This window comes from Parabacteroides sp. ZJ-118 (assembly GCF_011038785.1).
Classification (GTDB): Bacteria; Bacteroidota; Bacteroidia; order Bacteroidales; family Tannerellaceae; genus Parabacteroides.
Genome location: NZ_JAAKDT010000008.1, coordinates 73070 through 87362, shown reverse-complemented (window position 1 = coordinate 87362; position 14293 = coordinate 73070). Strand labels below are relative to the sequence as shown.

8 protein-coding genes are annotated in these 14293 nt (G+C 50.6%); 2 read left to right on the top strand and 6 right to left on the bottom strand.

The features are described from left to right. Positions 1-320 precede the first annotated feature (320 nt). Complete coding sequence (locus G7Y39_RS04195; protein WP_165155357.1) at positions 321-1919, top strand: hypothetical protein; 1599 nt, start codon at positions 321-323, stop codon at positions 1917-1919. 289 nt (positions 1920-2208) lie between these two features. Here G7Y39_RS04195 and dprA read toward each other — a convergent pair whose 3' ends face one another. The 4 genes from dprA to G7Y39_RS04175 all read right to left on the bottom strand — a co-directional run bounded on the left by dprA (position 2209) and on the right by G7Y39_RS04175 (position 6956). After that, positions 2209-3327 carry a DNA-processing protein DprA gene (dprA, locus tag G7Y39_RS04190; protein ID WP_165155355.1) on the bottom strand — a complete coding sequence of 373 codons (1119 nt, stop codon included), beginning with the start codon at positions 3325-3327 and terminating at the stop codon, positions 2209-2211. After that, positions 3328-3741 (bottom strand): thioesterase family protein, encoded by a 414-nt coding sequence (locus G7Y39_RS04185; protein WP_165155353.1) that lies wholly within the window; start codon positions 3739-3741, stop codon positions 3328-3330. It abuts the gene before it with no gap. Continuing rightward, positions 3741-5000: a peptidase U32 family protein gene (locus G7Y39_RS04180; protein ID WP_206225143.1), complete on the bottom strand. Its 1260-nt coding sequence runs from the start codon at positions 4998-5000 to the stop codon at positions 3741-3743. The genes G7Y39_RS04185 and G7Y39_RS04180 overlap by 1 nt, the downstream gene beginning before the upstream one ends. 288 nt (positions 5001-5288) lie before the next feature. Further along, positions 5289-6956 carry a nucleoside kinase gene (locus G7Y39_RS04175; RefSeq protein ID WP_165155351.1) on the bottom strand — a complete coding sequence of 556 codons (1668 nt, stop codon included), beginning with the start codon at positions 6954-6956 and terminating at the stop codon, positions 5289-5291. 83 nt (positions 6957-7039) lie between these two features. Here G7Y39_RS04175 and G7Y39_RS04170 point away from each other — a divergent pair, with 83 nt between their 5' ends. After that, positions 7040-8725 carry a Na/Pi cotransporter family protein gene (locus tag G7Y39_RS04170; protein WP_165155349.1) on the top strand — a complete coding sequence of 562 codons (1686 nt, stop codon included), beginning with the start codon at positions 7040-7042 and terminating at the stop codon, positions 8723-8725. Between the two features lie 118 nt (positions 8726-8843). On the opposite strand, the gene G7Y39_RS04165 is transcribed toward G7Y39_RS04170, so the two are convergent. Then, entirely contained in the window at positions 8844-11396 is a 2553-nt protein-coding gene (locus tag G7Y39_RS04165; protein ID WP_165155372.1) for a sugar-binding domain-containing protein, read from the bottom strand. 60 nt (positions 11397-11456) lie between these two features. Next, positions 11457-14279, bottom strand: coding sequence for a TIM-barrel domain-containing protein (locus G7Y39_RS04160; RefSeq protein WP_165155347.1), 2823 nt, complete (start codon positions 14277-14279; stop codon positions 11457-11459). Positions 14280-14293 lie beyond the last annotated feature (14 nt).

Sequence of the window (14293 nt, the reverse complement as noted above, 5' to 3'; positions counted from 1 at the left end):
TCAACTATAAAGTTACGAAAAATTCGCCACTTGACCATCTTTTTAGGCGACTATTTTACTGATAATCAAAGGGTTTAATGTGTTTTGTAGCATATCTGCCAAGAATCAAAAAATTAACGAACTATTGTTTTAAGAGAACCGGTCTTGAAGAACAACTCGATTTTCGGGAGTCGATTTTCAGACTTCAATACTATCAAATTTTAAAATACGCCACTTTTTAAAGTGGACTCAAATATTTAGTTCTTTGAATGCAATGTCGCCAATTATTGAATTATCAACTATTTAATTTTCGGCAGGCTCACGTTAAAATAAAGAAAAGAATGGCAGATTTTTATTACAAATTCGGAAACACAGACTCACTTACGTTTTATAATGGGAACAAGGTAATGTCTGTTGAGGATGAACACAGCAGTGTTTATCTTTTGGGCTTTGCCCATGTATGCGGAGAAACAGTTCGGGATTTTTTAAAGAAAATATTACAAGATTTTCACATAGGCCAAATCGCCGAAATCAAAAAACATTTGTTGGGTCAATATCTGATTATCCTGCGCAAAAATGACACCCTATACTTGTTCTCGGATTTCCTGCAAACCAGAAGTATCTATTATGACAAAGAACGTAAAATAGCCTCTTCCTCATTCCAAACCTTGTATGGCCAATATGAAAAGCGTAAAAAGAATGATTACAAAGCGTTCGAATTCCTGTCCATGCGGCATTGCCTCTATCCTGTCTGGCTGGGTGACAGTACCCTGTCGGACCGGATCCGGCGCATAACGGCTTTCGAATATTTGGCCATACACCTCCAATCGGGGGAAATGACAGTAGGCAAACTGAAATTTGAAATCAACAACCGAAAAATAGATTCGCTACAGAAGTTGGTATCTTACAGTAAAAAAACACTGAGGGAAGCCATCCGACACCCGGAATACAAAGATAAGAAAATTTATACGACCCTCACCGGTGGATTTGATAGCCGACTTGTGACCTCCTTTGTCCACGAATACTACACCGATGCCCATCTGCGGATTTCCTCCTTGACAAATACGGAATCTCTTGATTTCAAAATTGCCTCTGAGGTAGCCCACATACTCTCTTCTCCCCTGAAGGTCTATGAGACTGACCCAGACAAGCAAACGGAAACCTATTATAGGCTAACCGAAGGATTGTCACCAAAGGAAAACAGGATCATGACCTCCCTGTACCAGTGCGAAAAACGCGGTGATGTGGAGTTCGGAGGAATGTTTGGAACGGAACTTTACACCATCTTAGGGTATGCCACCTGCGATGAACTTATACAAAACTATGTTACGAGATCCAGACAATATACGGTAGCAGATGAAGAATATTACAAACGGTTCGAATCCGCATTGCGCAAGGAGTTTGAGGATATCCGTTCATGCTATTTGCTCCAAGTGCCGAACGAAAGGGATCTCATGCGAATATTCCAATTAATCATTACGGGACGCTTTGCTTCCCGTTTTGTCGCTGCTTTGCAACTGTATGGCAATTCATACGATGTATGCGGCACTTTCCCAATCATCGAAGCAGGACTACGGATACCTTATAAATATCTAGGGAGCAAATGGAGTCTCGGACGATATTATCTTATTCCAAAGATACTTGTAAATCAAATAAATAAAAAGGTGTCTTTGGCGGAGACCTGCCACTTCTGTCCGATGGCACCTTTATCACTCTCCACTCTCGCGTCTTACGTAAAGGGGAAATTTGAACAAAACCGATACTACCATAAACGATTACAAACGAATTGTCCCCCCAAAGAACTAACTTTGCGGACAGCACACTTCTCATATTCTTCCGATGACTGGTTCGAAGGATTCATGCAAACGTATTATGACACTTCTTCCTCTCCTAAGAAGCAGGAAATAGGACTCCATAATAATTGTCAGGATATAGACTAATTCTCTTTATAGGGATATTCTATGAATTAACTATTTTACGTGAGTTTGACGAAAATAACCAAAAGATAGTCAGTTGGCTATAGCAGCGCAGTCAAGATTGGGCGCATGGTAAAAAATTGTATTTAGGCATAGAGTTTATAGCGTCAGAAGAGGAAGAATTTGGATACTCCTACAGGAACTCCGGCAGCGAGACCCTGCTACTCTTCTTCGGCATCCACATGCCAATGCGGCCATCCTTGCCGCACGACAACAGTCCAAGGAAGGAATGGAGAAACAGCGACAAGATTATTTATAGGGGTTCCGTGCGTTTATAGATGCTTCCCGGCATCGATTTTATCTTTCCTTCCAATTCCAACTCAAAGAGCAGGGAGGATAACTGATGTACCGGAAGATTCAAGGCTGCGGACAATTCATTGATATGAGATTCCTTTCGCGTCTTCAAAAGTGACAAGATCCGTTCGCTCTCCTCGTTCTCCGGAAATAATAATTGGGTTTGGATCGGTAATGTGTCCGTCTTTTGAGCGACATCCCAACGCATCGCCATGATTAAATCGTCAGCACAAGAGATCAAGCCTCCTTTATTCTGCCGGATCAAGTTATTACATCCCCTAGAGTTGGTATCCGTTACTCGACCCGGGAAGGCATAGACATCCCGGCCATATGAGAAAGCGATATCCGCCGTAATTAAAGAGCCTCCTTTCTCCGCCGATTCAATAACGATCGTGGCATCCGCCAGACCAGCTACGATCCGGTTTCGCCGGATAAAATTCTGCCGATCCGGATTCGTCCCGCTAGGGAAGTCGGTCAATAAACCTCCCCGCTCCAACATCTCGACCGCCGTAGAGCGATGCGTAGGAGGATAGATACGATCCAAGCCATGCGCCAATACGCCAACCGTTGGCAATTGATTCTTCAACGCATTCCGATGGGCACAAACATCGATGCCATACGCAAGTCCGCTAACAACCAATAGATCCGGGAAAATCACGGACAAATCCCGCAATAAACACTCGGTCACTTCCTGCCCATAAGCGGAGGCTCTGCGGGTACCCACAACGCTGATGATATGGGCAGCGTTTAAATCCGCATTCCCCTTGAAATAAAATAAAACCGGAGCGTCCGGGCATTCCCGCAGACGTTCCGGATAATTCATATCTGTCAAGAAATAGATAGAGATACCGTTCTTTTGGGCAAAAACCAATTCTTTCTCTGCCCGTAAGAGTACATCCACCCGCTTGATCTCGGCGATAATCGAATCGCCGATACCCGGTATCTTCTCTAGCGACTGGCGCTTTTCCGTAAACACAGCCTCCGCATCCCCCAACGCTTCCAGGAGATGGCGGGCTAGGATATCTCCTACCCCATTAATCATAGTAAGGCCGATTTGGTAAATCTGTTTGTCCGTCATTTATGCTTGTTTTGATTCTATTCGCTCTAGCATCCCATCGAAATATTCCCCTCTGGTTAATTTACCATTCTCTACGACAACTGACTCCACGACTCCTTTAATAGCCAGCACCCCATCGGATTCCCGATAGATATCTTGCTCGAATACCAGTTTCACTCCCTTCTTATATACATTCAGGCAAGAAATATACCGATCGCCGCTCCGCAAAGAGTTTTTAAACTGGATATCCACACGGGCCACGAAGGCATCGATGCCCTTCTCATGCATGGCGCCGAAATTCTCGCCCAACGACTCCAAAAACTCATGACGGGTATGCTCCATATAATGCTGGTAATTGGAGTTATTCACCACGCCTTGCAAATCGCACTCGTAATCGCGAACCTTGTCTGTCAGTTTAAAACTATATTCCTTCATTATCGTAATTCTTTTTCGATTTGTACCTTTTCCATTTTATAGAGACGATCGGACGGGCGGATCTTCTCGGATATCTTTATCGAGAAGCGTTCCCCTTTCACGGTCTCCTCTACCGGTTTCAGGTCTACCCGGATCTCATCGACGGTCCGCATAACAGCTCCGGTCGTGGGACCCGTTACCAAGATCTCATCGCCTACTCTCAAGGAACCGGACTCCATCTCAAACTCGGCGACACCGATTCCACTGAAGTATTTGATACCCCGTGCCACATACACTTTCTTACGGGTAGCACCGGAGCCATATTTACTGCTCCATTCACCCAATCGTTGTCCCAGATAGTAGCCATCCCAAAAGCCGCGATTAAAGACCCTGCGCAGACGCTCGTCCCAAACCGCTACCTTTTCTTCATCAAAAGTGCCTTCGCAATAGGCCTTGACCGCCTCTTTATAACATTCGGTCACGAGACGCACATATTCCGGCCCGCGGGCACGCCCCTCCAGCTTGAACACACGTACGCCGGCATCCATCATCTTATTCATGAAATGAATCGTCTTCAAGTCCTTCGGCGACATAATATACTGATTCTCAACATCTAGCTCGATCTGGCTATCCTTATCATGCACCGTATAGGCACGACGGCAAATTTGCATGCAAGCCCCCCGATTAGCGGAAGCATTCATCTCATGCAAACTCAAATAGCATTTACCGGACACGGCCATACACAAGGCCCCGTGAGCGAACATCTCTATGCGGATCAACTCCCCTTTCGGACCCTTGATCTGTTGCTTCACGATCTCCTGATAAATCTCATTCACCTGCTTTAAGTTCAATTCACGAGCCAATACGACCACATCAGCGAAGCGGGCGTAAAACTTCAACGCCTCCACGTTCGAGACATTCAACTGCGTGGATAAGTGCACCTCTTGCCCGATGCTATTTGCATAACTCATAGCGGCCACATCTGCGGCGATAATGGCGGAGACACCCGCATCCTTAGCGGCATCTATAATTTCCCGCATCAACGGAAGATCCTCACCATAAATGACCGTATTAACCGTGAGATAACTCTTGATAGTATGTTCTTGGCAAATAGCGACGATCTTACGCAAATCTTCCGTCGTAAAATTATTCGACGAGCGAGAACGCATATTCAATCCTTCGATACCGAAATAAATAGAGTCTGCCCCCCCTTGTATAGCCGCCATCAACGATTCATAGGAACCGACAGGCGCCATTATTTCAAAATCCTTCTCTTTCAAGGTTGTATATTTTAATATTACGGTAGCAAATTTAGATAAAAATCGCGTGAATTTTACACTGACAGAATAAAAAACAAGGCCGGAGCCACACGGCTCTTTCATTTAAAACTGCCTCGTTCTTTCGGAGAGGGTACTATTTTATAGCGGGCAACCCACGGATTACCCGATTCGAAACGAACCGGGTAAGGGATGATATGCTTGTTCTTTTGGTTTAAATGAAAGAGCCGTGGTATGATCTCAAAAAAACACGTACGTCTTTTTTAAAGGCTTTATAGAGTCTGATTCTACCTAGTACTTGAAGCTTCCTCCCCCCAAGAATTCACGGAGCAAAGAAGTTCCGGGAAGTTCCTCCGTCGGGATGTAATTAAAGTAGCGGAGGAAACGGAGCAGACGATATGCCTCCGCGTTCGCCTTGCTGCTCTCCGGTACTTGCGCGAGGATCGGTTCCGCGAATTTGCGCAAAGCGGCCAACTCATACAACATGGCGCTATTAAACATAGCGTCCGCGTTCTCCTGATACGGAAAGATCCATTTGTCCTCACCCCGGCGAACGCTCGGCCAACGGTTAATCGTATCTTCCGCCGAATATCCCCTAAAGCGATAATCCCGGATGATACGGCGCAGCAGGCGATTGTCCGTCGTGGGTATCCAGTTGTGATTGTCCAAAGAGATAGAGGTCAAGACCGAGACATACACCCGATACTTATATTTATCATCGATAAACTCCGTCAGCTCCGGATTCAAGGCATGAATACCTTCCATCACCAAAATCGAGTTCTCTCGAAGCTTAAGTCTCTTCCCTTTGAAAACCCGCTGGCCAGTCTCGAAGTCAAAAGTCGGCAAATCGATCTCTTCCCCGGATAACAACCTCTTCAAATCCTTATTGAAATAAGGTAGATCCAACGCGTACAAAGACTCAAAATCATACTCGCCGTGCTCATCTCTCGGCGTATCTTCCCGATTCAGGAAATAATCATCCAAGGAGATTCCTACCGGATGGAGCAGATTGGTCGTCAATTGTACCTGCAAACGCTTGCAAAACGTAGTCTTTCCCGAAGAGGAGGGGCCGGAGATCAAGACGATACGGATGCCCTCTTTATATCCGTCAGCGATCTTCTCGGCGATCTTGGCGACCTGTTTCTCCTGCATCGCCTCAGAGACAAGGATAATATCCTGCGAACGACCTTTCTCTATCGCCAAATTCAAATCCCCGACATTATCCAGACCGACCGTCCGCTGCAACGCAAGGTGCTCCTTATAAGCCCCGAACATCTTATCCTGCTTAATGACAGGCTGCAATTCCGTCGGGTCGGACTGCTTCGGGACGCGAAGCAAAACGCCATCCATATACGGTTCCAGGTCAAACAGTTGGATATAACCGGTCGAAGGGGTCAAACAGCCATAGAAGAAATTGATATAACCTTCCAATTCATAATAGGAGGTATAAGGCAATCCAGCCGTCTCTATTAAACGAGCCTTGTCATTCATACCCCGCTCCCGGAACAATACGGAGGCATCCGCCGTACGGACACGCTTATGGAGGAACGGAAGATCCGCGTCGATCAATTCCCACATGCGTTTCTTGATCTTCCCGATCATCTCCGGATCAATATTCTTGCCGTTATGGATCACACAATAATAGCCTCTCGACACCGGATGCTCCAGATTCAATGTGGCTGTCGGCCAAATATCATACACCGCCTTGGAAAATATGTGACAAAGCGAGCGGACGTATGTTCTCAATCCGGATAATTGAGTATAGTCGATGAATTCGATATCCTTCGGTTGCCAGCAACGGAAGTTCAGGCCTTCCGTCTTATTATTCACTCGCGCGTTCATCGGCCTGTACCGAAGCGGAGCGCCGACCGCCGTATAAATGTCCAACAACGAGGAACCAACGGGTACATCCTTGTAGGTACCATTATTTTCGCAGTAAATTGTTATGGTCTCAGACATACTATTTCAGTTATTATTTGTAAATTCGCCCCCTAAAGTTAGGAATATTAATCGGATATACAATCCACTTAAACGTAATTTAAATGGACTATTCTTTTTTTGATTTTCTCCGACTGATCGGCTCCTTGGCGCTGTTCTTGTACGGAATGAAGATCATGAGTGAAGGGTTACAAAAATTTGCGGGTGACAGCTTACGTCGAATACTAACCGCGATGACCACAAACAGAGTGACCGGTGTGCTCACCGGTGTATTAATAACGGCTCTCATCCAATCATCATCGGCCACGACGGTCATGGTCGTGAGTTTCGTGAACGCCGGGCTTTTGACGTTAACCCAATCCATCGGCGTCATCATGGGTGCCAACATCGGGACCACAGTGACGGCATGGCTTATCTCCGCCCTCGGTTTCAAGGTCGATATCGCCGCGTTCGCCCTTCCCCTTTTAGCGTTCGCCCTCCCGCTCTTCTTCTCCGGGAAAAGCTCTCGCAAATCAATGGGCGAATTTGTTTTTGGTTTCGCGTTCCTGTTCATGGGGCTTCAAAGCTTAAAGGCAAACGCCCCGGATCTCGAGGCGAACCCGGAAATGCTGGCTTTCGTGCAGAACTATACGGATATGGGATTTCTCTCCATCATCCTGTTCCTATTCGTCGGGGCGATTTTGACCATGATCGTACAAGCCTCCGCCGCTACGATGGCTATCACGTTGATCATGTGCGCCAACGGCTGGATCGATTATCATTTGGGGGTCGCTTTGGTATTGGGCGAGAATATCGGGACCACGATCACGGCCAACCTGGCCGCGTTGACCGGAAACACGCAAGCGCGACGGGCCGCGTTGGCACATCTCGTTTTCAACATCTTCGGTGTCCTGTGGGTCTTGGCGCTTTTCTATCCTTTCACGAACGCTGTCTCCTGGTTTGTCGCCCATGTGATGAAAGTCAGCGATCCGGCCGTGGCGGTATCCTTTAAACTGGCGGCGTTCCACACCGCGTTCAATATCAGCAATACGTTCATCATGATCTGGTTCGTAAGCCTGATCGAGAAGACCGTACGTACGCTGATCAAGCCCAAGGTGGAAGACGAGGAATACCGCCTTCGCTATATCACGGGAGGTATGTTATCCACCGCCGAGCTCTCCATCCTGCAAGCTCATAAAGAGATCTCCTTGTTCGCCGAGCGTACGGCCCGGATGTTTCATATGGTGAGAGAGCTATTCTACGAGAAGGACGAGGAGACCTTCCTCAAGACGTATAGCCGCATCGAGAAATACGAGAATATCAGCGACCGCATGGAGATCGAGATCGCGAACTACCTGACCGCCGTGTCGGAAGGCCGCCTGAGCTCCGAGAGCAAAGAGGAGATCCGTATCATGCTACGCGCCGTCTCGGAAATCGAGAGTATAGCGGATTCCTGTAACAACCTTGCCCGAAGCATCAAGCGCAGGAACGAGTTCAAATCCGAATTCACGGAGGAGCAAAACAGGCATTTGGATCGCATGTTCGAGCTGGTATCCGGGGCGTTGAATCGCATGAACCTGATCTTGCGTAAGCCGGAACCCGTATCGGACGATATCAATCCTTCTTATAACATGGAGAACGAGATCAACAACTATCGCAACCAGTTGAAGAGCCGGAATATCGAGGATATCAACAACAAGCTGTACCACTATCAGGATGGCGTCTATTACATGGACATGGTTAGCGAGAGTGAGAAGCTGGGCGATTATGTATTAAATGTCGTTCAGGCGGTTATCGAGAAGAAAATATAGCGACAATCGCCATATTTGCCCCCGACAAGCCCCGACAGCCCAGGAGAATAACCCTCGGGGCGGCCGCCTGTCTCATACGGAAGAATGTCGATCTCGCGGAAAACGCGAAGCCCGTTCATTATCGAGCCTGAATCGTTACCATCGCCTCGGGCAATCCCTCGGCTACGGCTTTCAGGAGGATGTCGCCCTGTCCGCCCTTGTTCCGGATCACGGCCAAGGCTTTTCCGTAGTAGGCTCGCCGTTCCGGTTTACGGAGGCTATTCGGGTCGTTCGGATCTCCGTTATCCGTCCCGGCGATCTCACCCGGGCCCTCTACGGAAAAACGGATCAATGAGGTAGCGTCGGGAACCCGGTTACCATCGATATCGCATACATCCACGGTTACAAACGACAGATCCGAGCCATCCGCCTGGATGACGCTACGATCCGGGGTCAAGACCAAACGGGCCGGCTCTCCGGCCGTATGGATCTCTTTCACCAAGACCTCCTTACCCTCTGAGCGAGAGACGGCTCTCAAGGTTCCGGGCGTGAAAGGCACACGCCAAGAGACATGATAGGTGCTGTCTGTTTTTTGCCGTACGCCCAGGCTCTTCCCGTTTAGGAAGAGCTCTACCTCATCGGCCTGGTTATAATAGGCCCAGACATCCACCGGCTCGCCATCCTTCCAGTTCCAATGCGGGAAGATGTGCAATACCGGCTCGTTCGTCCACTCGCTCTTATACATATAATACACATCCTTCGGGAAACCCGCCAGATCCACGATACCGAAGAAGCTGCTCCGGCTGGGCCACCAATAGGGAGTCGGCTCGCCCAGATAATCGAAACCGGTCCATACGAACAGGCCGGATACGTGCGGAAGGGTTTTCACCAGGTGCCAAGCCCGCTCATGGGTGGAGCCCCAAGGTACATGGCAATTATCATACGAGGAACAGACATGCTCGGGAGCCTCGAAAGACTTATCCCACGATCCCGGACGGATATAAATTTGGTCGGACGGCATCTCATAATAGCCGCGGGTCATCAAGGCCGAGGTAGACTCGCTCACGATCAGTCTCTTTCCGGGGAAATTCCGGGGGAACGGCTCGAGATATCGCTCATGGTAGTTGAAGCCCAGTACATCCAAGGCCTCCGAGCGGAACAAATGGTTCGCCGGGTTCACCTCGTTACAGCCGGCGGTGACGACCCGGGAAGTATCCAGCTGTTTCACGACTGCCGCCAGGTGACGGGTGATCAAGGATTGACGACTCAGGGTCGTATCCTTCAGCAAAGCGGAATCAATGGCATGGCCGGCGTTCAAGACCAGGTTCACCGCTTGCAGATCCAGCTCCGTGGCGTCGGCATGGTTCCATTGCTCAAGCACCTCATTGCCGATACTCCACATGAAGACAGAGGCGTGATTCCGGTCGCGCAAGATCTGGTCTGTCAAATCCCGCACGTGCCACTCCGCGAAATACCGGGCGTAATCGTACGGGGACTTACGGCGTTCCCACATATCGAAAGACTCATCCTGCACCAGGAAACCCATGCGATCGCAAAGATCCAGCAACTCGGGCGCCGGGGCGTTATGGCTGGTACGGATCGCGTTCACGCCCATCTCCTTCAGGATCCGCAGCTGGCGCTCGATAGCCCGCGTATTCACGGCGGTACCCAGGCAGCCCAAGTCGTGATGCAGGCAAACCCCTTTTATCTTCAAAGGCTTATCGTTCAAATAAAAGCCGGTAGCGGAATCCCAACGGAACGTGCGAAGGCCGAATACCGTCTCGTAACGATCCACCACCCTGCCGGCCACTTTCACTTCCGTGACGGCCGTGTAGAGCGAGGGAGAATCAGGACTCCAGAGCTTGGGATCCGGGATCGAGAACCGATGATCGACAGATGCCCCCCTATATGCCGTGTCCGCGTAGGCCTGCGTAGGTCCGTCGGATCCGCTCGCGTACGGTATCCGTAACCGAGCGGTCACGGGCGGCGTAACCGGGCGGTTATCACTGTCGTAAATCGAGGTGGATACTTCCGCCTCCCTATCCTCCGTCCCGTTATTCCGCACGCGCACCTCTAAGGCGAAGGTGGCCTCCTCCGGTGAGATCCTCATATCGTGCGCGAAAGTACCCCAGTGGTCTACATGTACCGGATTCACCTTTACCAACCATACGTTGCGGTAGATACCGGAGCCGGAATACCAGCGGGAGTTCGGCTGCTCGCTATTATCCGCCCTCACGGCAATTACGTTCGGTTGGTTCCCATACCTCAGATAAGGCGTCAGATCATAACGAAACGAGGCATAACCGTTCGGACGGAATCCCAGCGAATGTCCGTTGATCCAAACCTCGCTATTCCGGTAAATTCCGTCGAAATCCACATAAACCACCTTGCCCCGGTCTGTCTCCGGAAGGGTGAATGTCTTGCGGTACCAACCTATCCCGCCCGGCAGCGCGCCGCCGCCGGGGGTAGCCGGGTTATCGAGGGAGAAATCCGCCTCGATACTCCAATCATGCGGTAAAGATAAGACACGCCAAGCGGAATCATCGCTGTCCGGGGATGAATAATCCGGGACGCTGTCCGACAAGGCAAACTTCCAATCGTCATTCCATGAACTGCGTTCACGCACCTGCTCCCCGGTGGGGGAACAGGCCGCGAACCATAGACTCAAAAGCCAAACAAGTGGCCGATTCATCAGTGGCATCATTCGTTTTTTTACTCCTCGATTCATCAGTGATTCTGTTTATCTATCGCGCTAAAGACTGATATCCATCGCATCGCCCTCGTAAGCGATCTTCACCTCCTTGCCGGAAGGGTTCTCCGGCGTGATGAAGCGTACCGTGATCCGGCGTTCGCGGATCATACCCGGGTAATTCCCCTCCTGCTTGCCGATAGACAAGGTATGGCGGGCCTCGTCGTAAGCGAACGGGATGGTGGCGAAGCTCCCCTTCTCATAATCATAGGTCACGCCATTATCCTCATACAGGGTGAACGAACCGTCAGCACCGGTATAGACATATACGGTCAGCTCCTTCTGCTCCTCTTTCGTGGATTGGATTACCTTTCCGGTCGGCAGGATCGATCCGGCCCTCACGAACAACGGTATGCGCTCGTAAGGCGCGTCGGCGTCCATCGTCGTTCCGCCCCGCACAGACTTACCGCTGTAAAAATCGTACCAAATGCCGGCCGGGAAGTACACCTCGCGGCTCCGTGCCTTATACGCGTAGACCGGACATGCCATGAAGGCCGGGCCGAACATGAACTGGTCGTCTACGGAATAGGTCTTCTCGTCGTTCGCGTAATCCATCACCAAGGCACGCATGATCGTATAATCCTCGAAATGCGTCTTGGCGGCCAAGCTATAGATATACGGCATCAATTGATAGCGCAACTCGGTATAATATTTCATCGATTGGTACGTAGGCGTCCCTTCCGGAGCGATATTGTAGATCTCGCGGAAAGGATATTGCCCGTGGCTGCGGAACAACGGGCAGAAAGCCCCGAACTGATACCAACGGTTGTTCAGCTCCCTCCATTCCTTCAAATCCTCGCTACCCTCCTTGGCGCTCATATAACGGTTCTCCACGCTGAAGCCCCCGATATCCATCGTCCAATAGGGGATACCGGACATGGCGAAATTCAGTCCGGCGCTGATCTGCGCTTTCATATCCTCCCAGCGCGTACCGATATCGCCACTCCAGGTAGCGGTAGAGTAACGTTGCTGGCCGGCGAAACCGGAACGGGTCAACAGGAATACACGGTCATCCGGGTTTACGCCGCGTTGTCCGTCGTAGATCGCCTCGGCGTTCTCCAAGGCATACGCGTTGAAGTATTTCGCGGAGGGGCCCAGGTAAGTCGGCCCGCAAAGCGCCTTCCGGTATTCGATGTCCGTATTATCCTGTACGTTCGGCTCGGAAGCGTCCATCCACCAGGCGTCGATGCCCAGGGAATACAGATGCTCGTTCATCTGTTCCCAGAAAAGCTTGCGAGCCTTCGGGTTGTACGCGTCATAGAAAGAGCCGATATAGCCCGGATAAATCCAGTCGCGAATGCTGTCTTTGATCGCCTGCTGATACATGGCGCCCAGCGCGTCCAACTCCTTGTAATGCTCCGTCGTCCGGTAGAACTTCGGCCATACGGAGATCATGATGCGGGCATCCTTATCGTGGATCTCCCGGATCATACCCTTCGGGTCCGGGAAGCGCTCCTTGTCAAACTCGTGGCTGCCCCACGCGTCTACCGGCCAATAGCTCCAGTCCTGCACGATCACGTCCAGGGGAACCTGCCGCTCGCGGTATTCGTCCAGGGCGGTCAATAACTCCTCTTGCGTCTTGTAACGCTCCCGGCTCAACCAGAATCCCATCGCCCATTTCGGCATGATCGGGCTCTTGCCCGTAATCGTGCGGTAGCCGCTGATCACCTTGTCCATGGAAGATCCGCCATGGATGAAGTAGTAATCGATATCATCCCCCATCTCCGACCAGAAAGCCAGCTGCCCCCGCTCCTCCTCCGGCAACGGCGATAATACCTTCAAGCCGAGGTAAGAGACATCGCCATCCGGCAGCCACTCGATACGGATCGGATAACGCTTGCCCTTTTCCAGATCGGCCGTAGCCTTGTAATCATTCGGGTTCCATGCCGCGCGCCAACGCTCCGGGATGATCTCCTCGTTATTCACGAACACCTTGGTATAACCGGCGTAATGCAGTTTGAAATGATACGTGCCCGTCTCTTTCGCCTCAATCTCGCCCTCCCACGTAGCGGAGGCGCCCGGCTTCGGGAAGCCTGCCGGCAGGTTCCGGATGGTTTTCAGATTCTCATAATCCACCTTCTCCTCGTCCCGTTTGACCCAAACGGAATGCCCCGTCTTGTCCGTATAGTAGGTAGCGGTCAGCGCCCCTGCCTTCCCGTCTTTCCCGTACAGGCCAAAGACATCGCCCAGATCGGCGTACGGACGCTTGTCGCCGAAACGGCTCAAGGAATAGTTATGCCAAAGTATGCCATACCCTTTTGAGGAAACGATAAACGGTATGCTCACCTTCGTGTTGTACTGGAAAAGCTCCTCGTTCTTACCCTTGTAATTGAACTCATCGCTCTGATGCTGCCCCAGGCCGTAAAGCCCCTCGCCATCCTCGCCCTCAAATACCTGGCGCAAGGTATAGCCTTTGGTTCCTTCCACCTCGATGGGCGTGAACGCCTTGCCGCCGTTTGTCTTCTCGCGAAGGATCGTGCGTCCGTCGGCGTCGGTAAAGCGCACCTCTCCGGTCTCCCGGGAAAGATGGGCCTGCGTGGTCCGCGTAGACACGACGATCGTGTCCCCCGAGGTCGTTATCCGGAACGAGGGGGCGGGCAGCGCCTTCGTGTCCTTGATCAAGTTCACTGAGTTGGAAAACGTACCGTCCGGGGAGGCGATTACCCGGATGATATCCTCCGAGATTACCTCCAGCTTGACGGCCTTCGCCTGTCCGGAACGGATATCGGCCACCAAGCCATTCTCGACCTTCCGGTAAGCGGGATCCGCCAGGCAAGAGGTCAGTAGGGAAAGCCCTAACGCGAATATCGCGACATGTTGTCTCATACTTTATGGTTTCT